Here is a 25,468-nt window from a genome sequence, read left to right on the forward strand (position 1 = left end):
ATTAATTTGCTCTTATTCGGACGAAAATTGGCTTACTTGGTTTCGTCCATTGCGCTTAGCTTGGTAAAGCGCTTTATCGGCTTGTTCAAGTAGCAGAGTTGGGTGTTCATCAGTTTCAATTACCGAAGCACTGACTCCAATACTTACAAAAAGGGGAATAGGGTTATTCTCCCAATCAATGGATAACTTGGATATTGCTAAGCGAACTTGCTCTGCTAACTGCATGGCTCCTTCACTATCAGTATTCGGTAATATAATAGCAAACTCTTCACCACCAAAACGTGACACCAGATCGGTTGGACGTTTTAAAAAATCTGAAATTGTAGTCGCAATCACTTTTATTGAGTGATCGCCAGCAAGATGGCCATGTTGATCGTTAATGTCTTTAAACTTATCGATATCAATCATTAATATCGCCAATGGTGTCTGTTGACGACGACTGATACGACCCTCAGCGGCAAGACGCTTATCAAAAGCACTACGGTTTTTAACACCCGTTAAACTGTCAATGGTATTCTGCTGAGTGAGTTTTTGGTTAGCTTCATTTAACTCACGCAAGGTCACTTCAAGTTCTAAGGTTCGCTGTGCCACCATTTGTTCTAAGCGCTCGTTCGCTTGCGCTTCAGCTCGTAGTGCTTCATCTCGGTTTTGTTGTAACCTTACCGCTTGTTCAAGCGCTTTTTTCTGCATTTGTAATTTTGCTTTGCGCTCATCGTTATAGCGCATAGCCAATACTGCTGACATGATAATGACCTCAAAGGTCAGCCCAACCATAATTGGAGTTTGCGGCAAGATTTGCCAGCTAATATGACCTAAATAGATTAATGCTGATATTAAAGAACCAGCAAATAAACCAATACGGCCTATGGCATGGAAGCGGGCGTTTTTAGTGCCTTTTAGAACTTGTATTATTGAAAATACAATTAAGGTAAAACTAATTAAAATGATTGATACACCCAGGAGGTATATGGTCACTTCAAAATTTAAAAATGAGATCACTAAGCTTAGGAATACACAATAAACTGCCAAGTAGCGCCCCATTAGCAACATGCGTTTATTATGATATTTAAGTTGCATAACCTTTTCAGTAAACATCAATGCAAAAGCCAGTGCGATAGGGATCATCATCGGAATGATTAATTGCTGCAGTCCAGGCAATGAGGGCCAAATATACTGAAATGAAATACCATAAATACTCGTGACAATGATCGTTAAGCTCATGACATAACCACAGTAATAGCTGTAACTGAACGAGCCAGAAGCCAGTGCAATAAATAAACTGAATAAGCTAATTGCGATTAAAATACCAATTTGAAGCCCATGCACTAGGCTCTGGGTTTCTATCGCATGGCTAAAATCATTCTTGCTCCAAAGCACTAAGGGAATATTGAGTGTGCCGCGATTATTAATTTTAAAATAAAAGGTATGCAGCTCGCCGGGTTTCATGTCGAATGGATATAGAAATAAGTTACTTTGCAGTGGACGTTGATCAAAAGGCAGGCTATCCCCCATCAGTTCAACATTCTTTAAATCATTATCCACTAGATGAAACAACTTCAATCTATCTAGCAGTGGGTTATCTAAGGCGATAATGCGTGACAATTGATCGTTAGGGTTATAAATACTGAAGCTGACCCAAGTATTTTTCGCTCCAATTGAGCGCATGTCTGCTTCGGTAAATTTATGCCAATTTTGCTTGTTGTTATTGTGTAAGGTGAGGGTAGCAAGCTCGGTTATATTATTGGAGTTATGGATGTAGAGCCAATCAGTGAGATCAATTTTGGTGATGGAAGATTCTGTTAATCTGAGAGGGGTATTTTTATGCTCGTTTGTGTCAAAAACATCTTGATTATTAATCGCTGATACTTGAGTTTGGCTTTGTACATAATCATGATCGATTGCCATGCTCGCTGCGCAAAAAAGTAAGCTGAAAAGCGAGAACAATAATATGGCACTGTAGTGAGTTAGCGGTGCTCTAGGCATTAGGTGTTGCCTAGATTAAAAAAGTTAACGCTATTGCGGTAACAATGATCCGAAAATTGTTCATAGGTTTGCCCACGAAGCTGGGCAATATAGTCGACAATATAAGGTAAATATTGCGGTAAGTTTTTACTCGATTTAGGTTTAGGTCGCATACTTCTTGGCAACAGATAGGGGCTATCGGTTTCAACCATAATCCGGTTATCTGGAATCAGAGGGACAATACTGGCAAGTTCAGCACCACGCCTTTCATCACACACCCATCCCGTAATGCCGATATGAAGATCGAGTTCAATACAAGCAAGTAGCTCATCTCTTGTTCCGGTAAAGCAGTGCAGTACTGCGGCAGGTAATTGTTGCCTATATTGAGATACTATTTCAACAAAGTCGTTATGGGCATCACGACAATGCATTAATACTGGCATTTGCAGTTTTACCGCTAATGCCAGTTGGGCATCGAATGCTTCTCGTTGCTTGTCTCGAGGAGAAAAGTCACGATTATAGTCTAAACCGCATTCACCAATCGCAACGACATGCTCAGAGCCCACTAGGGATTGTAGCTCAGCTGTACTGGACTCATTCCAAGTACTGGCTTGGTGTGGATGTACACCTGCCGTAGACAACAACTGCATTGGGTATTGCTGGCAAAGGGTGATGGCATCAGTACTTTCAGATAGGTCACTGCCAATAACAATCAGCGGAGATACATTTTTCTCCGCTGCATTGTGAATAATAGTGTCTATATCTGCTACTAACCGACTACTGAGTAGGTTAACCGCAATATCGATATGTTGAGACATAATTACTTGAGACGTTTAACTCGCATGGTTGAATTGCGGCCATCACTACCAAGTAAAAATGAACCTAGTGCGCCTTTTTTGATAAAGATGGTTTGGCCTGATTTAAGCTTATAGCGCTCAGTTCCTACTTGTTTCCAAGTTTGCTCATTGGCTAATGTCACAATTAATGAACCATAAGGATCTTTCTTTATGGATGACACTTCGGCATAAAGACGAACATCTTCTTCGTCATCAGCGACTTGTTTTAAGCCAAATTCCTGTTCATCTTTTTCAGCGACATTCTTCAAACCAAACTCTTGCTCAGCGGTGTTAGCACTCGCTTCAACTGGCGCTGCAGCCGCTGTTGGCGTAACAGGTGCTGTGTTTGTTTGTGTTGACGTCACTGCAACTGCTGCAGGCGCAGTGACTGCTTTAGCAATCTGGGATGTTGAAAGTGTAGATGTTGCTGTAGAAACTGAGGCCGCTAATGCGTCGTAACACATTAGACGGTCCAGTTTATCGGTATGATTGGCACATGTTGCCAATTGCTCTTCCACTGAGGCATGAGCTTGAGAAGTGATAGCCAAAGCAAAAGTGGCAACCAAGGTTAAACGCATAACAGAATCCTTCTTTATTATTGTTTTACTAGTCCATGAGTATTAAATGCAATTACTTAGCTGTCAGTGCTTTCACTCTTAGACTCTTCGTTATCTGTATCTTCTTTTGGCGTGTATAGCTTAGCTGCTATGAGTCCGCCTTCAAATAATATTAACATAGGAACAGCTAACATTGTTTGAGAAATAATATCCGGTGGAGTGAGCATCATACCCACGACGAATGCGCCTACGACAATGTATGGTCGTTTTTGCTTTAATTCTTCGGGAGTGGTTACGCCAGCCCAACACATTAATACTACAGCAACGGGAATTTCAAAGGCTAATCCAAAGGCAAAAAATAGCTTCAGAATAAAGCTTAAGTAGCTACTGATATCCGTTGCAACGGTAACGCCTTCTGGTGCCACACTGGTAAAAAAGCCAAACACAACTGGAAAGACAATGTAGTACGCAAATGCAATTCCAAGATAGAACAACAGTGTACTACTGAATAACAGTGGTGTAATAAGGCGCTTTTCGTGCTTGTATAAACCCGGTGCGACAAAAGACCACGCCTGATATAACACATAGGGAATTGCCACAAAAAATGACAACACTAAGGTTAATTTAAATGGGGCGAAAAATGGCGCAGCTACATCTGTTGCAATCATGCTGCTTGTTTCAGGCAGTGATTGCATTAATGGGATCGCCATATAATGATAAATATCATTTGCCCAATAAACTAAACAGATAAATACCAGCAAAACACTGCCGATAGCTCTGAGTAACTTATTACGCAATTCAAGCAAATGACTAATGAGAGGTAGCTGTTGTGACATTGATTACCCGCTAGCTTTTGGTATTTGAACTGGTCGAGTCTGCTGCTTGCTCACTTGTTGTAGTGGCGCTTTCAGCTGGTTTTGCTGTTGCAGCATCTTTATTAATGTCCTCTACTTGATAAGGACGATTAACCGATTGCGCAGCATCTTTTAGCTGATCAATAGACTCTTGTAATTCAGGAGATAAGTTAGACAAACCTTTGCTTTCAGCTTTTTTCAGATCAGCATGTAGCTCTTCGATTTTAAGCTCTTGCTCTAATTCGTCTTTAACAGAGTTTGCCATTCGCTTTAATGAGCGAATCCACCCAGATATTGAACGTACTGCAGTCGGGAGTCTTTCGGGGCCCAATACCACTAGCCCCAAAATACCAATCAGCAGTAGCTCCATAAAGCCAATACCGTCAAACATAATGAATTACGCCTGTTCTTTGTCCTTTGACTCGGACTTTTGTTCAGTTGCCTGTTGAGAAGTTTTCGCTGTGCTTTCTTTATCTTCTAAAGACTTTTTCTCTTCGTCTTCAGGATTCATAGCATTTTTGAAGCCTTTAACAGCGCCACCTAAATCACCACCTAAAGAACGTAACTTTTTAGTTCCGAATAACAAAACAACAATTAACGCAATGATAAGAAGCTGCCAAATACTGATGCCGCCCATGAACATTTCCTCTATAAGAATAAAAACGTGATTTTGAATAAAGTCAAAATTATAACCTTTATTACATCGAGTATTATGAACCTCTAATGAATAAGTGCTAGTTAAAATTTACGATTCTTTGGTCTGGATCTCCATCCTGTGAGCCAAAGCACTATACCTGATGTGATACAAATATAAGAAGGCCATAGTGTAGCGTCTTGATTTAATAATAGTGTGCCACAGATCAACAATACAGCAGATGTTATTAATAAGTAATTGCTTTTATGGGCCTTATGCTGAAATTTTAAATATTTATCAAGCATTTGCTGCTGAGTCCCCAGCAGTTTTCGGCCCACTTTTAGGTTGTCATAAATCAGTTCTGGCAATTCAGGTAACTTTTCTGCCCAGTAAGGACTTTTCATTTTCACTTTGTCAAAAATCGCTTTAGGCCCGACTTGTTCAGACATCCATTGCTCTAAAAATGGTTTTGCTGTCGACCACAAGTCAAGTTGAGGATAAAGCTGACGGCCTAACCCCTCAATGTAAAGTAATGTTTTTTCGAGTAAAACCAGTTGTGGTTGCACCACAATGTCGAATTGGCGGGCTGTGCGGAACAGCTCTAGTAACACGTGACCGAATGATATTTCATCTAATGGTTTATTGAACATCGGCTCACACACCACTTTAACGGCTTGCTCAAATGCCAGTACGTCTGTGTTTTCAGATACCCAGCCTGATTCAATATAAAGCTGTGCAATTCGTTGGTAGTCTCGGTTAAAGAAAGCAAGAAAGTTTTCAGCTAAGTATCGTTTATCGACATCGCTTAATGTGCCCATGATGCCGCAATCCATACCGATATAAAATGGATTGTCTGGGTGCTCACGGCTAATAAAGATATTGCCAGGGTGCATGTCAGCATGGAAAAAGTTATCGCGGAATACTTGGGTGAAAAATAGCTCTACACCGCGCTCTGCTAGTAATTTAAGGTTTGTGCCTTGGGCTTTCAGTGCTTCAACGTCTGATACAGGGATACCATAAACGCGTTCCATGACCATCAAACGAGGGTAGCAATAGTCTTCATAGACATAGGGTACATATAAGGCGTCAGAATCTAAGAAGTTATTGCGCAGTTTAACCGCATTAAGGGCTTCTAGATTCAGGTTTAACTCACCTAGTATTGTGGTGCGGTAATCATCAATTACTTCAGCAGGGCGTAGGCGGTTGCCTTCTCCTAACAGCTTTTCAAGTAGATCTGCAGCCTGACACATTAATTGTAAATCTGCTTGCACCTGTGCTTCGACATTGGGACGAAGGACTTTCAGTACCACTTCGGCGCCATTTTCTTTTAAATTTGCAGTATGTACTTGTGAAATTGAGGCTGATGCGAGCGGGGTTTCATCAAAGTTATCGAATAAGCTTTCGACTGGTGCTTTTAATTCAGCTTCAATAGCCTGTCTAGCGAGTGCTGAATCAAAAGGAGGGACTCTGTCTTGCAACATTGATAACTCATTTGCCCACTCGTCATTCAACAAGTCACGACGTGTGGACAACATTTGGCCCAACTTAATGTAGACAGGTCCTAGTTCTTGCATCGCCAGTTTTAAGCGTTCTGCTGCGGGTTTATCTTTGTGTTGATTGCGAAGCCAGAAGAAGCAATTGCGAAGCAAACTGAAGTACCAGGGGGTTTTCTTATTAGCAATAATCTCATCTAGGCCGTAATGCAATACAGTTTTGATGACTTGATAACCACGTCTGATACTGGCAATTGTCATGGGGTAATCTTTTCTCTTAGTGATGCAATTCTGTCCGCAATTGCATTGGTGTTATCTGCTAATTCTTCCAGATTATCACGAAAATGAATGAATTCTATTTGATGGGGGGCAAGACGGTATTCTTCGGTGGTTAATTGACCGACATGGGAACGCGATTTGTAGAATATGTCTTTAGCAGTGCTTGCAAGTTGTTGAGCCCCTGAAATCAACAAATGAGTGGGTGCATCACCGATATATTTTGATAATGGCTCCGCAAAATCTAACTCAATATGACGCAAGTAATGACTAAAACTTTGTAATAAGTTTATATCACCATCCAGTGTCAATTTGTCTTCTTTAATGAGCTCAGTCAGGCTGTCACCGTCAGTGACTTTATATAAGGTCGTGACATCGGCTGAAATACTGACATCCACTTCGCCTTCGTAGGCGTTGAGCACTTGAATCTGTTTGGCAAAAACAAAGTAAAGTGGCCATTCAACTTGGGTTAGTTGAATACGAAACACTTTACCGTGTAATTGTTTAAGCCGTGCATATTCACCCTTGTCTTGCGCTTGTAACTGCGCAATGGCCGTTTCTAATCCTGCACAAGCAAAGAGTGAAAAATGATTCGGTTGCATTAGAACTTGTAACCACGATGAAGTGCAACGACACCATCAGTCATATTGGTGTAATCGACTTGTTCAAAACCAGCATCAACCATCATTTGTTTTAATGTGTCTTGATCTGGATGCATACGAATTGATTCAGCAAGGTATTCGTAGCTGTCAGCATCTTGTGTAATTAATGCACCCATCTTAGGTAATACTTTAAAGCTATACATATCATACACTTTACGCATGACTTCATGCTGAGGTTTAGAGAACTCTAGCACTAATAACTTTCCACCTGGTTTTAATACGCGGCGCATTGAGCGTAAAGCGGCATCTTTGTCGGTGACGTTACGTAGGCCAAATGCAATGGTAATGATGTCGAAGTAGTTATCAGGAAATGGCAATGCTTCGGCATTAGCTTGAACGTAGTCAACATTTCCTACAATGCCTTTGTCACGCAGTTTAGTGCGGCCAACTTTCAACATAGAGTCGTTGATATCAGCTAAGATCACTTGGCCACGATCACCAACGAGGTGTGAAAACTTTGCGGTTAAGTCACCGGTTCCACCTGCTAAGTCCAACACTTTCATACCTGGACGTGCACCCGCTGTCGCAATGGTGTGACGTTTCCAGAAACGATGAACACCAAAAGACATCACGTCATTCATAATGTCGTATTTAGCCGCAACCGAGTGAAATACGTCAGCAACTAAGTCAGCTTTCTTTTCTGATTCAACGGTTTTATAACCAAAATGCGTGTTCTTTGGGTCGCCCTCAGACATTTGTGTATTCCTATAATGTGCGATAATTAACTGCGAGTGTATGCCATTGCTTGCTTTGCAGAAACTTTAATCAGCGAGAGTGTGATCAAGTTTACTAGAAACAGCGTGGAAAGTGGCAAACCAGAATCGTTTTGCAGCTTTGCAAAAAATTGCTCTGCATTAGACCACAAAACGACTCGATATTGAATAGTCTCAAATGGCGCAAATACAGCATAACTGTCAATATCATACGCCTTAATTAAACACTGGGTTCAACTTTACGCAGTGCTTGATACTTTGTAGGCGTTATCATTTTGCCTGTATGACCGCCTAGTCTTAACTTGAATGTCGGTAACACCCTGATTTAAAGTTGTTTCTGTGTTTTTAATAGTGTTGCGGTTGCTTGGCTTGAATATAAGCATAAATCAATTCACTTACACTTTGCCCTACATCCCTATTGCCAGCAGACTCGCCCGCTTCATGACATAACGGTGCAGCTTCAGCAATATGTAAGTATGCAGTTTGAGTATGTTTAGCCATATAACTGACGTAGTGGCAGGCATCAAGTAGTGGTATTCCCGCAAAAGTAGACGCGCTACTCGGCATTTTAGCGATAGCATCGACATCAAGCTCTAACGCCACTGGTGATTGGGTTTGATTAATATTCTTACTTATCTGGGTTAATGCCTCAGTTAAGCTGATTTCTCGTCTGACCCAAATTTGCTGGAAAGTATGCCACTGACCACCAAATAAACTGAGTTGTTCTAGTGTCGCTTCGCTATTTTTAAGTTCATGTAATCCAAGTACATGGTAGTAACTTAATGCACCATTGGCAGCTGCGTAGCTAAATCCATTGCCACTGTGTCGGCCTTCTCGTGGTCGAAAATCGCTATGTGGATCGAGGTTGACCGCCGCAGCAGCTTGATTAAATTGATCTTTTACAGCCATTAAAAGGCCATAAGCATTGTTATGACCGCCGCCTATCACTATGGGCGTTAATTGTGCTGCAAATATTTGACTGACGATGTTGATAACTTGCTCATCTAATTCAGCTGTTGCTTTTGATAAGTCGGCTTGAGTGGCATTGTCATCGAGATGGTGAGGTAGGAGGTTGCCTAAAATAAGGCATTCTTTTCCATGAAGGTATCGGTTTGATTGCAAGTTCAACCATTGCGACATCGTTGCTTCAAAAGCCGTATTTGCTCCACCTCGACCAAGGTTTGCTCTAGGGCCTGCATCTTCGCTGATCCCAAGAATAACGAACTGTCCGCCTTGGGATTTAAACTGGTGTAAAGCTTCTTGTTGCGTCGCACTGTTAGTTAATGATGGTGCAAGCACGTGCACTGTTTGTCCTAATTTTGTCTCTCCATCACGGGGGGAGACAAACTGCTTAATTGCTTCGTGCGTCATTATCTGTAGCATAAAAACCTACTCTATCTCGTGTTAAGTATTATTGTTATCGAGGTTGGGTTCGTTATTGTTGCGCTACAAGGTTTTTTAGCGCATTTATTGTGATGCCTTGTGCCACTATTGTTCATGACAGTGATGAATGAGTAAAGTAGATTTAGCTTAAACAATGTTCTATTACAGTAAATAAAAAAGCCAGCAAAGCTGGCTTTAATTTTGACTGCTCATGATATGACAGTAGTTATCAATTAACCTTCACAAGGTGAAAGTTGATTAGTCGATGTCTAAAGCTTCTGGCGATAAAATAATGCCAGTATTATCAGCATAAATATGATCGCAAGGTAAGAAGGTTACACCACCAAAATTAACTGGGATTTCAACTTCACCGACACCATTACCATCAGCGCCAATTGGGATTGAAGCGAGTGCTTGAATGCCAATGTCCATTTCTTCAAGTGTGTCGACATCTCGGACAGAACCATAAACAATGATGCCTTCCCACTTGTTGGCAACAGCAATCTCAGCAATAGAAGCATCGATTAGTGCACGACGCATCGAACCGCCGCCATCAACTAATAATACTTTTCCTTCACCATCTGCTTGCAGTGCATCTGCGATAAGGCCGTTATCTTCGAAGCATTTAATGGTGCTAATAGAACCACCAAAAGAGCTCGTACCGCCGTAATTACTGAACATAGGTTCTACGACATCAACAACATCTAAATACATATCACACAGTTCTGAGGTGTTGTATTCCATAGTGACACTCCTTGGGGGTAGCGATTTGTTACTTCTCGCTAGTAGTTAAGCAATCTTAAATGAATTATATGAGCTTTTTGTGAAATTAAAAGCGATATTCATCACCAGATGACGATAAACCAACAAGTTGATTTATAAACTGATGTTGAGAAATCCCACAACATCGCACCTGAGGCTAGGTTGTAGGAAACTAACTTACATTAGTGCTGGATTAGGATGTTTATATTGATCTTAGTCATCTTATTACGGTTTTTTATTACAACCTTGTATGAAATTTTGTTAATATCAGCGCTTAATTAAATGCAGTTTGTTTTATTTGCTTTAGGGGCACGGACCCCCCGTAACGCTTATGGATGGCAGAGGGCCTTAATGAGAGGTTCTTATGGAAGGGTTAAACGTTGTTGAAATCATAGGTTATGGCGCATCAGTTATGGTGGCTATTTCATTAATGATGAAAGATATTATCTGGCTACGTTGGTTAAACTTTGTGGGTTGTACATTATTCGTTATTTACGGTGTGCAAATTGAAGCATGGCCAGTAGCAGGTATGAATGCCTTCGTTGCGGGGATCAATATTTTCCACTTGATCAAAATCTATCGTACCAATAAGTCAGAAAGCTTATCTGAAGCGTCTGCGTAAAAATGGTCAAGCGAGGTGCCTTTATTGGGCACCTTAATCCATCACTGAAATTTACTATTTACCAACCACGCTTAATATATCCTCTCGTTTTTATCTTTATGTCAGTTCCAATGCTTTATGGCTGATGCAAGCTTGCCTGTTTGTGCTCTGATATCACTTCCTCTTATGACGGTTATTGCGGACACTTGATATCAGTATCAGATTCGTCATTGTCACAAAACTTTCGACAGAATGTCATGTCAGCGTCATTGGTCATATTTACAGTCCTAATCATGGTTGAATAATAAATAACCCAAAGGACTAGCGAGATGGTGAATATAGCAAACTTAGATAAGTTGTTATTTTGTCATATATTAACCTTTTGTCGTGAGCATAAGCTTAATCAGTTTGCTAAGCAGGTCTCTGCAACGGGTGATGGCCATATTTATGTGTATTTGGCCGTTGGATTGTTGTTTCTACATCCTCAAGGAAGCCACTTTTTCAACCTTATGTTAGTCAGCTATATTATTGAGCTGCCTCTTTATTTATTACTCAAAAATTTTATTCGTCGCAATCGTCCCTGCGCCGCATTTGCAGGGTTTGAATCTGATTTTCAACCATCTGATAAGTTTAGCCTGCCTTCTGGGCATACGGCGGCGGCCTTCATTATGGCATCAGTCGTGATGCATGTTTTCCCATTACTGGCTGTGATGGCATTTACTTGGGCTATGGCAATTGGCTTATCGAGAATCGCACTTGGCGTGCATTACCCATTAGATATCTTAGCTGGAATAGCATTAGGGCTCGGAGCGGTGAGCATGGCAGAGCAATTTATTTAACCACAGGGTATTTAACTCTTTTTATTTTGTGGGATGTAGAAATTAGTGGCAGATAATCAAGGGCGTTTATGAAAATCTTATACGGTGTTCAAGGTACAGGAAATGGCCATATTAGCCGTGCACGTGTGATGGCGAAGTCACTGAGTAAAACGGATATAGAGGTCGATTTTTTATTCAGTGGCCGAGAAGAACATCAATATTTTGATATGGATTGTTTTGGTGACTTTCAGCTGCGAAAAGGTATGTCATTTATGACAGAAGGTGGGCGAGTTAATCTGCCAAAAACCATTAGACGCAATCTTTCTACGTCCATCTTCTCAGAAGTGCAGCACATGGACTTATCTGATTATGATTTAGTGATTAATGATTTTGAGCCTGTGACGGCTTGGGCAGCAAAAAAACAGGGAGTCACATCAATAAGCATCAGCCATCAAGCTGCATTGCAGTATCCTGTGCCTAAACAAGGGATGAGTTGGCTTGACGAACGTTTACTGAATAACTTCGCTCCAACAGATATTAAGCTAGGTTGCCACTGGCATCACTTTGGTTTTCCTATTATTCCACCTTTTGTTGAAGTCGAGCCAAACTGCGGTGATCACCATCATCAGATTTTGGTGTATTTGCCTTTTGAAAGCCCAGATGAGATTGCTCGGTTCTTGGCGCCTTTTAATCAATATCAATTCTTTGTCTATCACGCTGCTGAGCCGAATATAGCTTTGGCAGACCATATTAATTGGTTCGGTTTCAATCGCACGGGTTTTAAAGCCCATATGTCACAATGTGGCGGCGTGATTGGCAATGCTGGGTTTGAACTGGCCAGTGAAGCCATGACACTTGGCAAAAAGCTGTTGGTAAAACCGTTATTAGGTCAATTTGAGCAGTCATCTAATGTGGCCGCATTAGAATTACTTGCTGCTGCACAAAGCATGGACACTTTAGATGGCAGTGTATTAAAACGTTGGTTAAAGTCTGCATCGCCAAAGCCTATTCTGTATCCTCAGGTCGGTGATGCTTTAGTGAAATGGTTAAAACAAGGCGACTGGCATCAACATCAAATGTTGTGCAACGATTTATGGTCGCAGGTGGAATTACCAGATAACTGGCGTAAATGAAGTTATAACTGGGTATGCCTTGTGAGCAGGTAATGGAAAGCTAATGGTTTAAACTATTCTTAAGCGCTAATTTTATGTACAAATGCTCAGCGCTAACGGTAATGACTAGCACCCATACAATTGGCAATAGCGTTAACTGGCCGCTTTTGAATGATGCTCGTAAAGTTGCTCAAGAAGTTCGTCTTCAAAAGCAAAACGCGTTTCCATTGCTTGAGCTAATTTTGATAAATCGGCGTCTAAGTCCATCAATACATCGTCACTTTCAACTTCTGTATATTTATCATTGAAGTCAAGCGCAGCATCGGTTGTTTCGCTAATTTGAGGCAATAGCTGTTGTGCACGGGCTTTACTGCTTTCACCAGACTTCTCACATTCGTTGACCACTTGGTCATACACTTCAAAGTGTCCCTCGGAAACGTAGTCCACTAATTGTGCACAAAATTGCTTGACCGTTTCTGTGGTTGGAAGGCTTTTTTCTGGCGCAGTGTAAGGAGCTAGACCGGCAATATTGAAGTATTGGATCAGTAAATTTCTACGGTGTTGTAGCCATTGATCGACAAGCTTGTTAGAACCGCCCCATTTTTGTTCGGCTTTTTCTAGTTTTGTCAGCATAACGAAATCCAATATTGCAACTAATCCATAACACTTAATGTATGAGAGAAAGTGACTATTGATCAACTATTTTCTGTAAAAGATCGAATGGATCGACCAGAAGAAGGACGTTTTAATTGTAAAAAATAATGAAACTGTGGAGTTCAGAAAGAAAAATGCCCAGTGATAGCAAGCTATCACTGGGCAAATAGATTTTTTAAGGGCTCGATTTATCGTGCTTCTTGATTGTTCTTGCTAGCGCAGACTTTTTATACCAAACGCTAACAATAGGTGCAACTTTTTTATCCAATTAGCCTAATCTATACCTAATTATGAGTATTATTGTGAGCGTGATAACGATTACATTAGCAATTTCGATACTAGTTGGGGTGTTACTTCACATTAATTTAGCATTGCTGGTTACATTAATCGCATAAGTGCTAAACTACGCGCCAGCGGATATCACTATATGTTTAGGAATCAAGCCCCATGGCAGAATTAAAGAATGATCGTTATTTACGCGCTTTATTAAAACAGCCTGTTGACAGAACCCCTGTCTGGATGATGCGTCAAGCTGGACGTTATCTACCTGAATATAAAGCGACTCGCGCAGAAGCGGGTGACTTTATGTCTCTTTGTAAGAACCAAGATTTAGCATGTGAAGTGACGCTGCAACCACTTCGTCGTTATGATTTAGATGCTGCAATTTTATTCTCAGATATTCTTACTGTTCCAGATGCAATGGGCTTAGGTTTATATTTTGAAACCGGTGAAGGTCCACGTTTCGAGCGTCCTACAGATACAATCGACGCTATCAAAAAGCTAGCTATCCCAGATCCTGAAGATGAGCTTGGTTACGTTATGCGTGCTGTTAGCACCATTCGTCGTGAACTGAAAGGTGAAGTACCATTAATTGGTTTCTCTGGTTCTCCATGGACACTAGCAACCTATATGGTTGAAGGTGGTTCAAGCAAGACGTTTGAAAAGATCAAAAAAATGGCTTACGAAGAGCCAGCAACACTACACATGCTTTTAGACAAGTTAGCTGATTCAGTTATCTTATACCTAAACGCACAAGTTGCTAACGGTGCTCAATCGTTAATGATTTTCGATTCATGGGGCGGTGCATTATCTCACCATGCTTACCGTGAGTTCTCGCTACGTTACATGCAAAAAATCGTTGATGGCCTTACTCGCCATGCAGACGGTCGCCAAGTACCAGTTACTTTATTCACTAAAGGTGGCGGACTATGGTTAGAATCTATGGCTGAAACAGGTTGTGATGCACTAGGTTTAGACTGGACTGTTGATATCGGTGATGCACGTCGCCGTGTTGGTGAAAAAGTTGCACTTCAAGGTAACATGGATCCATCAGTACTTTACGCATCACCTGAGCGTATTCATCAAGAAGTTGACCAAATCTTGTCATCTTACGGTGAAGGTACTGGTCACGTATTTAACTTGGGTCATGGTATTCACCAGCATGTTAATCCTGAGCATGCCGGTTCGTTCATCAACTCTGTGCATGAGTTATCGGCTAAATACCACAAGTAATGGGTATGAAGTTTGAGGCGTCGTGAAGATGCGTAAAAAAAGACGAGCTTAGCTCGTCTTTTTTATTTGTGAAAAAAGTGACGAATGACTAAAGCTGAACTAGCTTATAGGAATCATCGAGTTAAAGGTGTGGTGATATGTGTCACAAAGTAAATATGAGATATTCTAATTTGTGATCTTTGCAAAATTCTTCAGAGAGTTAATTTGATATTTTATACACATTCTGAGAATAAATATTTTATGCTAACTAGTTTTGTTTCACGATGGGATGGAAGCCACATCTAGTAGCCTTCGCTAAAAGAGAGTTAAATATGAAAATTCAAATTATTGTTGCTTTAGTGTTCTTCGCTATTTTTGCTGCTTTGCTTCCTGGCACCCATTACATCTATGTCGCCAATGCTGATTATTACATGGGGCAATACATCACAGTTGCTTCAGTATTATTGATGTGGATTAGCTTGTTTGCTGGTATTGCGAGTCTTTTCTTCCACAAAATTAAAAGCTTATATCAATCAATTTATAACGATTAATTGTAGACATACAAGGTTCGTTATTAATTGACTTGATACGTAAAGCCACCTTAATAGGTGGCTTTGTTGTTTTTCGCTTTGATGTTTTGAGCAATTATACGTTTAATCCTCTGTCATATAGAAGAAAGTAATCGCGAGTCTTTTTTCTCTCTTTTCTTTACCAAAGTAACTACTGGCGCTGTGAACCATATTGCCTTTGAATAAAATGAGGCGATTAAATTTATTTTCAATGGCTTCGTCTTCATACCAAGCACTTGGAGGTAAGCTGTCGGTGTTTAACGCATCCACTAAATTGTTATAGGGTTTTTGTACTAGATTACCGCCAGCAGCTTCATTCGCGTATTTCAATCGATAGAAAGAGGTTCCAGAGTGTGGTTTAGGATTTTTACTTAAAAAAAGCACGGCGCCGTATCGACAAAGCTGCCGATTATCAACATGAGGCCTTGCCGCTCCTTCATCAGCCCCAACCAAAATGGCTGTGTTTGTATCAACAACGACACTGTTTGATTCAGCAACCCATAATTTATCTACTTTTAGGGTTTCTTTTATCCAGTTTTCTACTTGTAAGAGCTCTTTTTTCTTCAAGGCGTTTTTAGAGCGCATACCAGGCCATAACTCACTAGTATAAGGCTTGCCAAGCTTCCACTTACTTTTCATGAAACAGCGATTGGCAATCTCTGTTGCTTGCTTTTCAGAAAAGAAATTATCAATTATCCAAAAGTTTTTATTTTCTTCGGGCTTTTCATAATTGAGTTTAGGAGCATCGAAAGGTGCATCAGGAAGGTTGAGTTCATCTGAATATATTGGGTGCATGCTGTATCTACCTGCAAACGATTTAAAATAATAATTGTTCGTTTAATACGGACGGTGCTTGTTGAATTTATGTTATCAACATTCAAATGCGATGGGTAGAAAAGTGGCTCATTAACTTGTAAAAAATAGTGAGTAATCAAAATCGGAGTAACGATTACTCACATAACACTCAATGACTTGAAGAAAGCAGCTCAATATGAAAACAACTTCCTGTACCAGGTTGACTGTCGATATTTATACGGCACTTTAATATCCCAAGGAGCTGTCTAACAATTGCAAGCCCAACACCTAATTGTGGGAGTGGTTGTTCTGGTGAAAAGGTAAGTTGTTGCATTGATAATTGTTTTAAAGCGTCCACTTCATGCTTGTGCATACCTGCACCAGTGTCTTTAACGGCTAGCCAAGTTTGACCATTTAACGTTTCACTGTAAATGGTAATAGTGCCATCTTTAGGGGTGTATCTGAGCGCATTATCAACAAGATTATTGAGTATTCTGCGCATCAATTGTGGATCGGTATAAACCTGTAATTCATCGGTAATATTAAATTGTAATCTTATTCCCAGCTTTTTAGCTCTAGGAGCAAATGTCTGATTCAAATCGAGTAACAACTCACGCAAATTGATTTGTTTAATTTGAGCGCTAATTTGACCGTTTTCAAGTGCTGCAAGTTCAAGCAGTTGCGATAGTAATTGTTGCAAGTTTTGCCCTGAGTTAGCCGCATACTCTATGTATTCTGGTTGGCGCTCATTTGGTGGGGAGAGCAACCAGGTATCTATATATCCTAATAAAGAGGTGAGCGGTGTTTTTAAATCGTGGGATAAATGCAGTAAAAAGTCATGTTTTGCTTGTTGCTGACGTTTAACTTGTTGATGTTGATTATTCAGCTCTTGCAGTAAATGGTTAATATGTTCGCTGAGCTTTTTGATTTCTAAGCTACCGTTATAACGGTTTGGGAGAGTTAGGCTGCTGTCGAAGGAATTCCCTTCAAACGAACACGCTTTAAGACGCGTTAAATCACTGGCTAACTTTTGAATTGGACGGGTAAAAAAGCCTAATAATAATACAAACAATATCAAGGCAAATATCACCCAAAAACCAATCGTAGCGCCCCATAGTTTAGGCTGGTTTTCAGAATTAATCAGCGCCTGCCAGCTGTCATAATCTTCACCGCCAATAATCACGTATAAATACCCGCTGTGAAGGCCATCCTCTGTGATAAGTGGGCTGACTGAAAAAATCTTCTCAGTTTCAGTCGAACGAGGGTCTGTTCCTAAGATAGGTAAATCTCGGCGTGCTATAAACTGTTCAATTTTATCTAAACTCACTCGGTTTTTTTTAATCTTCTCCTCTTTTGCATCATAAGCAACGACTCGGCCTTCTGGATCGAGTGTGTAGATCTCAAAACTGGGCCCAAGTAACATAAAATCATGAAACGCTTCTTTTAATGCCGCATCAGAAGTAATGCCTTGAGAGAGTAATGGGTTGATATGTGCCATATGCTCAGCCAATTCGAGATGCAAAGATTGCTGAATTTGGTTACGACTAAATTCATGATTGAGTTGCAACCATTGCCATAACGCCATGAACAGAATAAGCACAACCAATGTCGCTGAAAGAAATAGTCGATTAAATAGTCGATTCATAATGACTGGCCTGCCTTGGTAACATCAGAGAAAAATAATCCATTTACGCTTCTGGTGGAGAAAATTTATAACCCACTCCCCAAACTGTTTTTACGAGCTCAGGATGACCTGGACTGCGGGCAAGTTTGCTGCGTAAACGATTAATATGGCTATTTACCGTATGCTCGTATCCATCATAGTTATAACCCCAAACAGCCTCTAGCAATTGCATACGACTGAATACTTGGAGTGGGTGCTTGGCTAAAAATAACAGTAAATCAAACTCTCTTGCGGTGAGTTCAAGTGGGCTGTTATTGGATACGACCTCTCGGGTGGTTGAGTTAATGGTGACCCCATTAAAGTCCAATTGCTCAGTTTGTACTTGTTGAACCTTACTGCGCCTTAGCATGGCTTTAACGCGGGCTCTAAGCTCTAATACGCTAAATGGCTTCACTAAATAGTCATCAGCGCCAGCTTCTAACCCCAAAACAATATCGGCTTCAGAATCTTTTGCAGTTAGCATCATTATTGGTAATGACTTTTCTGCTTCTCGTAATTGCTGACATAACATGATGCCGTCACCATCAGGCAGCATCCTGTCCATGAGAATGAGGTCGAGCGTTTTTGTGTCGATGATTTGCATTGCCTGACTTAACGTAGTTGCATGAAATACTTCATAATTTAATGCCGTTAAGTTGAGCATGATAAGTTTTGCTAAGTCTTGTTCATCTTCCACAAGTAAAATATGCGGCTTTATCTGATGGCCGTTATGCTTAGTGCTATCGTTCATCCAGAATGTCCCAAATCAGATCCCTACTGAGCAGACCTGACTTGGGCAGATTAAATTTCAAATTGTTTAAATAATGTTATCAAACAGAATTTAATCTATCGCTGAACAATCTGATTAGCTATGTATTCGCATCACTTACTCAGTACGGCTAATCGAGATAGAAACCGCTGGATTATCAAAACGATGTGAAGGCGTTAATACGCTATCCATTAACCCATCATACATGGTGATAACACCAGGGTGGATATGGACAAAATCAACATCATCACGTTCAGCGTTGTAGCCTTCACCACCATCAGCAGGTCCAGGCATAGTGCCTTGTGCTTCTGAGTTTGCTTCGGTTCCTGCATCGTAAACCATGCCACGCATAGATACTGAATCACTCACTGCGAGCATACTGATGTCATAGCTGTTTAAGCCTGTAAATGCATCATTGGTGTTCACTAACATAGTGGCAACCGTGAGGTTGGCTACATCGGCTTCTTCGAGTGTCACGGTAATGGTTTCTGACATCCCTGGCATTAAAATACCAGCGCCACTGACGGTTGAAGTAATGCCTTCAATCGCAGCAACATCTGCTGCATCACCACCTTCTGCGATTTTCTCTAGTGCAACGTTGGCTGCTTCACCGGCCTGCCATAACATGACATCATCACCATGAGAGGCGATAGCAATAGGAGACATTGGCTGGTTAGCTGTTAAATTCGTAACAGTGACAGTGTATGTTTGCATTACCACAGCTGGCGGCGTTGGTGTCACTGGTGCCGGTGTTGGTGAGTCATCATCGTCATCAGAACAACCACTTAACCCAATCACAGCGATAAGTGCTACGGCTGACAAACTGTATGGATGACTGCGTTTTTTGGACGTATTCGTTAAATATCTCATTGCGATTCCCCCTTATTTGACGGTAACAACAACTTTCGCCACAGGGTTTAACCAGCGATGAATACGACTGTCTAAATCACTGGCACCGCCTACTGCATCAGTATCGCCAAGCACACCTGGATGAGTGTGAACATAAGCATTAGTAGAACCATCCATAACACCAGTACCATTCATACCTCCGTCACCGCCAGGAGCAGCTGGAATACCTGGAACACCTGACATGCCGCCGCCATTGACGATTTCATCGTTGGCTTCTGTACCTGCATCATATGCATTTAAATACACAGTGTAGCTGCCTGCCTCAGTCGGAATTTCCCAGCTATCTAAACCAATAAAGGCATCGTTGGTTGGTAATACCATTGCCACAATCGATAAATGTGTCATATCCATAGAGTCGAGCGTCACTTCACTTACATTCGCGCCAGGGGCTAATAATCCCATTGCAGGGTTAACAGCGGTAAAACCACCAGCACCCATTACGGCGGCATCTAAATCACCAACATCGCCGCCTTCAGCCATTTTTTGTAAGGCAGGCGTGGCCATTTCACCGACATGGAAAAGGTGACTGTCAGTATCATGAGCAGCAATCAGTAGAGGGGTGAAATGATTACCATGGGTTAGGTTAACGACACTAATTTCTAAATCAGCTGCAGATGCTTGAGCACTAAATATTCCGCCTGCAACTAATCCAAGGGTTAACAAGCTGGTTTTGACTGATAAATTTTTGTGTGTTGATGTCTTTAAGACTGATGATTTCATAACAGAGCTCCTTTTGTTTGATTGATAATGATTCTGACAAAGGGATCTCACTGGGTTATCGCTAAATTATCACAAAAGTTTAACATCGTTTATTTGAGCGATTTTTTTGTGTTATCGTGATGGTGAATAGTAAAATTTTAGGGTGTGAAAATGATAATAAGAACACTAACTCCTGAAGATTTTCAACAGGTTATTGAGCTAGGTAATTTAGTACACGGTGAAGGTTACTTAGACATGCCTTCGCTGGAAAATATTTATCAAATGGGAATAAAAAATAATATTAATGCCCATTTTATCGCAGAAAATGAACAATTATCATCTGTACATCAGGCGCAAGAACAATCAAAAATAGCTGGGTTTAGACTGACCTATGCAGCGGGCAATTGGCCAATTGATAAATGGTGTACACCACAAAAATGGCCAGTTTCACCCGATCAAATGTGTTACTTCAAGTGCAATACAGTGGCTCAAGAGCTTAGAGGGCAAGGGATAGGTTCGCAACTACTACAAGCCTCTATCAAAGCAGTAAAAGCGCAAGGTGCGACAGCTGGAGTGAGTCATTTGTGGAAACAAAGCCCTAAAAATTCAGCAGTGGGCTACTTTACTCATGCTGGCGGTAAATTGATTAAAGAGCATCCGAGTCGATGGAACCAGCAGCAAGACAACAGTAATTATCTGTGCGTGATATGCGGCGATGATTGCCACTGTACAGCCTGTGAAATGGTGATTGAGTTTAACTAAATAACTCATTTTAACATTTCTCTGTATGACCACATTGATGTTAACCACGAGTACCCAACATGCCTCAAGCTTTGTATGATCCCTTAATTAATCAATCACCTGCTAAGCAGCCTTTAGCGCATAGCTACTGGGCGAGCACACAATCATTACCCGCATTACTTCCCTCACTCAAAGGTTCTCAGCAAACAGACGTTGCTATTATTGGCGGCGGCTATACTGGTCTATTGACGGCTTATTATTTAGCGACACAATACCACATTGATTGTCGTGTGCTTGAGGCTAATCAAGTGGGGTTTGGCGCTAGCGCTCGCAATGCGGGTTTTGTATTAAAAGGGTCTGGTCGTTTGGGGTATTCAGCAATGGCTGAACGTTGGGATCTAGACACTGCGCGCGGGATCTACAGTGAATTTAGTCAAGCGGTAAGTCGAGTTGAAGGATTAATACAGCAACATCACATTCAGTGTGAGCCACAAGATAAAGGTTATCTCAAGGTCGCTCATAATCCAAAAGCGTTAAAAAACCTTAAAGCGGCAGCCGAATATATTCAAAAAAATATGGCCCAAGGCAGCGATTTTACAGCCGAGTTTATTACTGCTGAACACTTTAGAGAGCAGTACCTTAACCACCATCAAGCTTATGGTGCGTTAAGGCTGAATGACGGCTTTGGAATTAACCCTCTTAAGCTATTACTGGGTTATAAGTCCATGCTTGAAAAGCAGGGAATAACCATTAATGAGCAATCCTGTGTGCGTGACTGGATAGAGGAAAATGGAAAGCACCGTTTAGTAACGGATCAAGGTGAACTGTTAGCCAATAAGGTGATCATGGCGGGTAATGCTTATTCGCCTAAGCAGCTGAGTCAAAGAATAGATGATAAGTTTTTGCCGATACTGAGCAATATTATCGTCACTGAACCATTAACTGCAGATGAGCTAAAAGCGGCAGGTTTGCATAGTCACCAAGTGACAATGGATACTCGAATATTAAAGTATTACTTTAGATTGCTGCCCGATAACCGTTTATTGTTCGGGGGCCGTGGGGCCGTATGGGGCAAGGACGCAGCTAAACCGATATATGGTCAGCGTTTGAAACTTGCGATGGATAAGTGCTTTCCACATCTGAGCCGAAAGAAGGTTGCTTATAACTGGACTGGGTGGATAGCAGCATCAATGGATGACATGCCCCATGTATATGGCAAAGATGGTGTCGGATATAGTTTAGGTTACTGCGGCGCCGGCGTATCATTTAGCGCTCAAGCTGCCTTTAGACTGGCACAAAATATTGCAGGAGAAACCTTACCGAACTTACCGCTTTACAATACCCCATTACCGCCGATGCCGTTTGCAAAAGCAAGACGGCTAGGGCAATGGGGTTATTATCATTATGGCTGGCTCAAAGATAAATTCGGTTAATACTGATTTTATACATCGATACCACCAAGGCTAGCTTGCTTGAATTTCTTCACTGAGCGTTGATTCATCTAATGGCTCAATTTTAATATTGAAATAGGCATAAGACGCACTGATAAACGGACAAACTAAGTTAAAAATAGCGTAGGGTAGATATGCGATAGTCGCCACGCCTAGGGTACTTGCCATAAAGGCGCCACAAGTATTCCAGGGGATCAGTGGGCTAGTGACAGTTGCTGAATCTTCTAAAGAGCGGCTTAAATTGACAGGTGCAAGTTTACGCTTTTGATATTCCATTTTTAACATTCTACCGGGTAATACGATGGCAATGTATTGGTCGGCAGTAATCACATTAGCGCCAATACAGACCCCAAGAGTGGTGATAATTAAGCTGCTTGTGCCTGTCACTAAATTCATGATGCTTTCAAGTAAGCGAGCTAATAAGCCTGTCACTTCCATCACGCCGCCAAAAGCCATAGCACACAATATTAACCAGACTGTTGTCACCATACTGCTCATGCCGCCACGGCTTAATAGGTTGTCGAGCACGGCATCGCCAGTATTAGCCACATAACCATCAAACATCGCAATCCAAATGCCTTTAATGATGGCAATTACTGGTAATAACTGTGGGTCGTTAACGTAAGTAATCACATTATCAAACTGGAAAATGGCTGCGCAGATAGCACCCGCTAAGGTACCAATAATGACGGTTGGAAAGGCGGGCATTTTCTTATTTGCCAAAAAGAGCACAACTAATAATGGTAGTAATAAATGCAGCCCAGGTTGGTAAGTATTTTCTAGTAATGTCAGCGTATCACCTAGTTGCGAGTTAAAGCTGGATACATCGGCTGATAAACCTAAAAAAGTAAACACGATTAAGGCAATAATAATGCTGGGCACAGTGGTCCAAGTCATATGCTTAATATGACTAAAGATATTTGAGCCAGCAACGGCAGGAGCTAGATTGGTTGTGTCAGATAAAGGTGACATTTTATCGCCAAAATAAGCGCCACTGATGATTGCACCAGCAGTGATATTGATATCTAAGCCCATCGCTGAAGCGATACCAATAAGGGCAATACCAATAGTACCTGCTACTGTCCACGAGCTACCGATGCTTATTGCTACAACGGCACATAAAATACAGCTGGCAGCATAAAAATATTGTGGATGGAGGATTTGCATACCGTAGTAAATCATTGTCGGCACTGTGCCGGCTAAAATCCAAGTACCGATTAGGGAGCCAACAGTAAATAAGATCAGTAAAGCGCCAGTTGCGACACCAATACTTTTAATGATGCCACGTTCCATTTGGTTCCAGCTGTAACCATTTTTGTAACCAATTAAAATGGCAATGCAAGCGGCGAGAATCAGTGCAATTTGGTTTGCTCCTGATGAGCTATCAGAAGAGAAAAGGTTCACCGCAGCGCCCAGCATGGTGATAAGGGCGATAACAGGTGCAAGGGCGTCAAACAAACTAGGTTGTTTGAGTTGAGAGTCAGACATAAAGCTATCCCTATTTTTATTCTTATGGGGTGTTGTAAATAGTCGGTGTTATTTGTTGTTAATTTGTGACTAGGTCGACATCCTGCCATAGATGCAGGGGATAAGTCGATGTTTTGGCAGTGTAACAACTTGCTAGAAAAGCATAGGGTTACAAGATCTATTGCTTAATAATTTAAGATACTAGATTAGCTATTCATTTGAGGTGATATTGGTGCATATTTACTTAGATGTGATTGACTATATTTAGTTATTTAATTTCTTTTTCTCGCAAACTTTATTAAGAGCAAAGTCGTTGAGCTTCGCCCACACCAGAATCAAGGGGTAAAGCGCTTGTCCCCATACTTTATATACTAAGAGTAATCCCTCAGCGCTCCGGCGAAATTTAAAAAGCAAAATTTCCAACGGAGTATTATTTAGCTTTTAGCTTCATTTGGTTCAGCTTTGTGCATCTTCAAAAATCACTAACGCTTACGACGGGGCGTCCCTTCCCCTCGAAAGCTAGCTGATATCTTAAGTGCAGGATGCACAAAATGCCTTGAAGCACATGGATGTGCGAGAAAGGCCATGTCAGGACTCACGTAATTTTCTTGATGCACTCAAGTTTTATGAAAAATGATAATGAAAGCATTCTACTGAGATTTTGAATAAGCAAACGGAGTTAAATCGAAGAAATAATAATCCCAGTGCAGATGCGTCTAAGACCTTCGAAAACATGGATGTTTTCGAAGGTCTTACATGGACGTACTTGAAGCGTGTCTTAGATGAATCTGTACAAAAGCCTGCGGCAGGCAATAGGTTAGATTGAAGTTTTGGACTTATATTCATTATTCAATACCAAATAGGGTATTGCATATACGACTTATAGGCTGAGAAAGTCGTGGCGCTTCGCCCACACCAGAATCAAGGGGAAAAGCGCTTGTCCCCATACTTTATATACTAAGAGTAATCCCTCAGCGCTCCGGCGAAATTTAAAAAGCAAAATTTCCAACGGAGTATTATTTAGCTTTTAACTTCATTTGGTTCAGCTTCGTCCATCTTCAAAAATCACTAACGCTTACGATGGGACGTTTAGTTTTGTTTTCTTTGGCTCAAAGCAAGATCAAAGTCGTGGCGCTTCGCCCACACCAGACGAAAGGGAAACAACAGCTTTTCCCTTTTCGATATCCCTAGCCGCCTTTACGAAATTTTCTGAAAAGCGAAAGATTTCTACAAGGATTGATCCAGCTTGTGGCTTCGTTTTACTCCGCTTCGCGCATCTTCAAAAATTACTAACGCTTACGATGGGGCGTCCCTTCCCCTCGAAAGCTAGCCTGACATCCATGTCAGGACTCACGCAATTTTCTTGATGCACTCAATTCATATGTTGGCTTCAAACTTTATGCTTGAGTTTTTAGAATGCTCAAATGAACTACAATCGAAGAAGTAATAATCCCAGTGCAGATGCGTCTAAGACCTTCGAAAACATGGATGTTTTCGCAGAGCTTACATGGACGTACTTGAAGCGTGTCTTAGATGAATCTGTACAAAAGCCTGCGGCAGGCAATAGGTTAGATTGAAGTTTTGGACTTAAGTCTTC

26 protein-coding genes are annotated in these 25,468 nt (G+C 41.2%); 8 read left to right on the top strand and 18 right to left on the bottom strand.

The window, feature by feature from the left end; translation table 11 throughout:
* Positions 1 to 12: 12 nt before the first annotated feature.
* The 11 genes from AB4128_RS05405 to rraA form a co-directional block, all read right to left on the bottom strand.
* Complete coding sequence (locus AB4128_RS05405) at positions 13 to 1,983, bottom strand: diguanylate cyclase (protein WP_372037201.1); 1,971 nt, start codon at positions 1,981 to 1,983, stop codon at positions 13 to 15.
* Positions 1,983 to 2,780 (bottom strand): TatD family hydrolase, encoded by a 798-nt coding sequence (locus tag AB4128_RS05410; RefSeq protein WP_372037202.1) that lies wholly within the window; start codon positions 2,778 to 2,780, stop codon positions 1,983 to 1,985. Before AB4128_RS05410 ends, AB4128_RS05405 begins: the two co-directional genes overlap by 1 nt.
* Before the next feature lie 2 nt (positions 2,781 to 2,782).
* The gene (locus AB4128_RS05415; RefSeq protein WP_372037203.1) at positions 2,783 to 3,376 is read right to left on the bottom strand and encodes a hypothetical protein; all 594 of its coding nucleotides are present in this window, start codon (positions 3,374 to 3,376) and stop codon (positions 2,783 to 2,785) included.
* Positions 3,377 to 3,432: 56 nt separating this feature from the next.
* Positions 3,433 to 4,191 carry a twin-arginine translocase subunit TatC gene (gene tatC / locus AB4128_RS05420; protein WP_055023565.1) on the bottom strand — a complete coding sequence of 253 codons (759 nt, stop codon included), beginning with the start codon at positions 4,189 to 4,191 and terminating at the stop codon, positions 3,433 to 3,435.
* Between the two features lie 10 nt (positions 4,192 to 4,201).
* On the bottom strand, positions 4,202 to 4,600 hold the full coding sequence (gene tatB / locus AB4128_RS05425; protein WP_055023564.1) for a Sec-independent protein translocase protein TatB: 399 nt from the start codon (positions 4,598 to 4,600) through the stop codon (positions 4,202 to 4,204).
* Between the two features lie 6 nt (positions 4,601 to 4,606).
* Positions 4,607 to 4,846 (bottom strand): Sec-independent protein translocase subunit TatA, encoded by a 240-nt coding sequence (gene tatA / locus AB4128_RS05430; RefSeq protein ID WP_055023563.1) that lies wholly within the window; start codon positions 4,844 to 4,846, stop codon positions 4,607 to 4,609.
* Between the two features lie 101 nt (positions 4,847 to 4,947).
* A complete protein-coding gene (gene ubiB, locus AB4128_RS05435; RefSeq protein ID WP_372037204.1) occupies positions 4,948 to 6,597 on the bottom strand; it encodes a ubiquinone biosynthesis regulatory protein kinase UbiB in 1,650 nt (549 codons plus the stop codon).
* Positions 6,594 to 7,214 carry an SCP2 domain-containing protein gene (locus AB4128_RS05440; protein ID WP_055023561.1) on the bottom strand — a complete coding sequence of 207 codons (621 nt, stop codon included), beginning with the start codon at positions 7,212 to 7,214 and terminating at the stop codon, positions 6,594 to 6,596. The genes ubiB and AB4128_RS05440 overlap by 4 nt, the downstream gene beginning before the upstream one ends.
* Positions 7,214 to 7,969, bottom strand: a complete 756-nt coding sequence (gene ubiE, locus AB4128_RS05445; RefSeq protein ID WP_055023560.1) for a bifunctional demethylmenaquinone methyltransferase/2-methoxy-6-polyprenyl-1,4-benzoquinol methylase UbiE — start codon at positions 7,967 to 7,969, stop codon at positions 7,214 to 7,216. The genes AB4128_RS05440 and ubiE overlap by 1 nt, the downstream gene beginning before the upstream one ends.
* A 363-nt stretch (positions 7,970 to 8,332) precedes the next feature.
* Positions 8,333 to 9,370: a formimidoylglutamase gene (locus AB4128_RS05450; protein ID WP_372037205.1), complete on the bottom strand. Its 1,038-nt coding sequence runs from the start codon at positions 9,368 to 9,370 to the stop codon at positions 8,333 to 8,335.
* A 258-nt stretch (positions 9,371 to 9,628) separates the two neighbouring features.
* Positions 9,629 to 10,114 (bottom strand): ribonuclease E activity regulator RraA, encoded by a 486-nt coding sequence (gene rraA, locus AB4128_RS05455; protein WP_055023558.1) that lies wholly within the window; start codon positions 10,112 to 10,114, stop codon positions 9,629 to 9,631.
* Positions 10,115 to 10,496: 382 nt separating this feature from the next.
* Here rraA and AB4128_RS05460 point away from each other — a divergent pair, with 382 nt between their 5' ends.
* The 3 genes from AB4128_RS05460 (at position 10,497) to AB4128_RS05470 (ending at position 12,684) form a co-directional block, all read left to right on the top strand.
* Positions 10,497 to 10,754: a YgjV family protein gene (locus tag AB4128_RS05460; protein ID WP_055023557.1), complete on the top strand. Its 258-nt coding sequence runs from the start codon at positions 10,497 to 10,499 to the stop codon at positions 10,752 to 10,754.
* 308 nt (positions 10,755 to 11,062) lie between these two features.
* Complete coding sequence (locus AB4128_RS05465; protein ID WP_055023556.1) at positions 11,063 to 11,572, top strand: phosphatase PAP2 family protein; 510 nt, start codon at positions 11,063 to 11,065, stop codon at positions 11,570 to 11,572.
* A 68-nt stretch (positions 11,573 to 11,640) separates the two neighbouring features.
* Positions 11,641 to 12,684 (top strand): MJ1255/VC2487 family glycosyltransferase, encoded by a 1,044-nt coding sequence (locus AB4128_RS05470; RefSeq protein ID WP_372037206.1) that lies wholly within the window; start codon positions 11,641 to 11,643, stop codon positions 12,682 to 12,684.
* A gap of 132 nt (positions 12,685 to 12,816) precedes the next feature.
* On the opposite strand, the gene AB4128_RS05475 is transcribed toward AB4128_RS05470, so the two are convergent.
* The gene (locus tag AB4128_RS05475) at positions 12,817 to 13,296 is read right to left on the bottom strand and encodes an Rsd/AlgQ family anti-sigma factor (protein ID WP_055023554.1); all 480 of its coding nucleotides are present in this window, start codon (positions 13,294 to 13,296) and stop codon (positions 12,817 to 12,819) included.
* Positions 13,297 to 13,764: 468 nt separating this feature from the next.
* On the opposite strand from AB4128_RS05475, the gene hemE reads away from it, so the two are divergent.
* Together hemE and AB4128_RS05485 are read left to right on the top strand one after the other, a co-directional pair.
* Entirely contained in the window at positions 13,765 to 14,829 is a 1,065-nt protein-coding gene (gene hemE, locus AB4128_RS05480; RefSeq protein WP_055023553.1) for a uroporphyrinogen decarboxylase, read from the top strand.
* Positions 14,830 to 15,140: 311 nt separating this feature from the next.
* A complete protein-coding gene (locus tag AB4128_RS05485; protein ID WP_055023552.1) occupies positions 15,141 to 15,359 on the top strand; it encodes a hypothetical protein in 219 nt (72 codons plus the stop codon).
* Between the two features lie 102 nt (positions 15,360 to 15,461).
* Here the strand turns inward: AB4128_RS05485 and AB4128_RS05490 are convergent, their stop codons facing one another.
* The 5 genes from AB4128_RS05490 to AB4128_RS05510 all read right to left on the bottom strand — a co-directional run bounded on the left by AB4128_RS05490 (position 15,462) and on the right by AB4128_RS05510 (position 20,233).
* The gene (locus AB4128_RS05490) at positions 15,462 to 16,172 is read right to left on the bottom strand and encodes a DUF6445 family protein (protein WP_055023551.1); all 711 of its coding nucleotides are present in this window, start codon (positions 16,170 to 16,172) and stop codon (positions 15,462 to 15,464) included.
* Positions 16,173 to 16,341: 169 nt separating this feature from the next.
* Positions 16,342 to 17,817: a HAMP domain-containing sensor histidine kinase gene (locus AB4128_RS05495; RefSeq protein ID WP_065109330.1), complete on the bottom strand. Its 1,476-nt coding sequence runs from the start codon at positions 17,815 to 17,817 to the stop codon at positions 16,342 to 16,344.
* Between the two features lie 43 nt (positions 17,818 to 17,860).
* Entirely contained in the window at positions 17,861 to 18,586 is a 726-nt protein-coding gene (locus tag AB4128_RS05500; RefSeq protein ID WP_055023549.1) for a response regulator transcription factor, read from the bottom strand.
* Positions 18,587 to 18,721: 135 nt separating this feature from the next.
* Positions 18,722 to 19,474, bottom strand: coding sequence for a spondin domain-containing protein (locus tag AB4128_RS05505; protein WP_055023548.1), 753 nt, complete (start codon positions 19,472 to 19,474; stop codon positions 18,722 to 18,724).
* A 12-nt stretch (positions 19,475 to 19,486) separates the two neighbouring features.
* On the bottom strand, positions 19,487 to 20,233 hold the full coding sequence (locus AB4128_RS05510) for a spondin domain-containing protein (RefSeq protein ID WP_372037207.1): 747 nt from the start codon (positions 20,231 to 20,233) through the stop codon (positions 19,487 to 19,489).
* Between the two features lie 150 nt (positions 20,234 to 20,383).
* Between AB4128_RS05510 and AB4128_RS05515 the strand changes: the two genes are divergently transcribed.
* The gene (locus AB4128_RS05515) at positions 20,384 to 20,974 is read left to right on the top strand and encodes a GNAT family N-acetyltransferase (RefSeq protein WP_372037208.1); all 591 of its coding nucleotides are present in this window, start codon (positions 20,384 to 20,386) and stop codon (positions 20,972 to 20,974) included.
* A gap of 59 nt (positions 20,975 to 21,033) precedes the next feature.
* Positions 21,034 to 22,386: an NAD(P)/FAD-dependent oxidoreductase gene (locus AB4128_RS05520; protein WP_372037209.1), complete on the top strand. Its 1,353-nt coding sequence runs from the start codon at positions 21,034 to 21,036 to the stop codon at positions 22,384 to 22,386.
* Between the two features lie 30 nt (positions 22,387 to 22,416).
* Here AB4128_RS05520 and nhaC read toward each other — a convergent pair whose 3' ends face one another.
* On the bottom strand, positions 22,417 to 23,892 hold the full coding sequence (nhaC, locus tag AB4128_RS05525; protein ID WP_372037210.1) for a Na+/H+ antiporter NhaC: 1,476 nt from the start codon (positions 23,890 to 23,892) through the stop codon (positions 22,417 to 22,419).
* Positions 23,893 to 25,295: 1,403 nt separating this feature from the next.
* On the opposite strand from nhaC, the gene AB4128_RS05530 reads away from it, so the two are divergent.
* Positions 25,296 to 25,448, top strand: a complete 153-nt coding sequence (locus AB4128_RS05530) for a hypothetical protein (protein ID WP_372037211.1) — start codon at positions 25,296 to 25,298, stop codon at positions 25,446 to 25,448.
* The last annotated feature ends 20 nt before the right edge of the window (positions 25,449 to 25,468 follow it).

This window comes from Shewanella sp. 10N.286.52.A9 (genome assembly GCF_041468985.1).
Lineage (GTDB): Bacteria > Pseudomonadota > Gammaproteobacteria > Enterobacterales > Shewanellaceae > Shewanella > Shewanella japonica.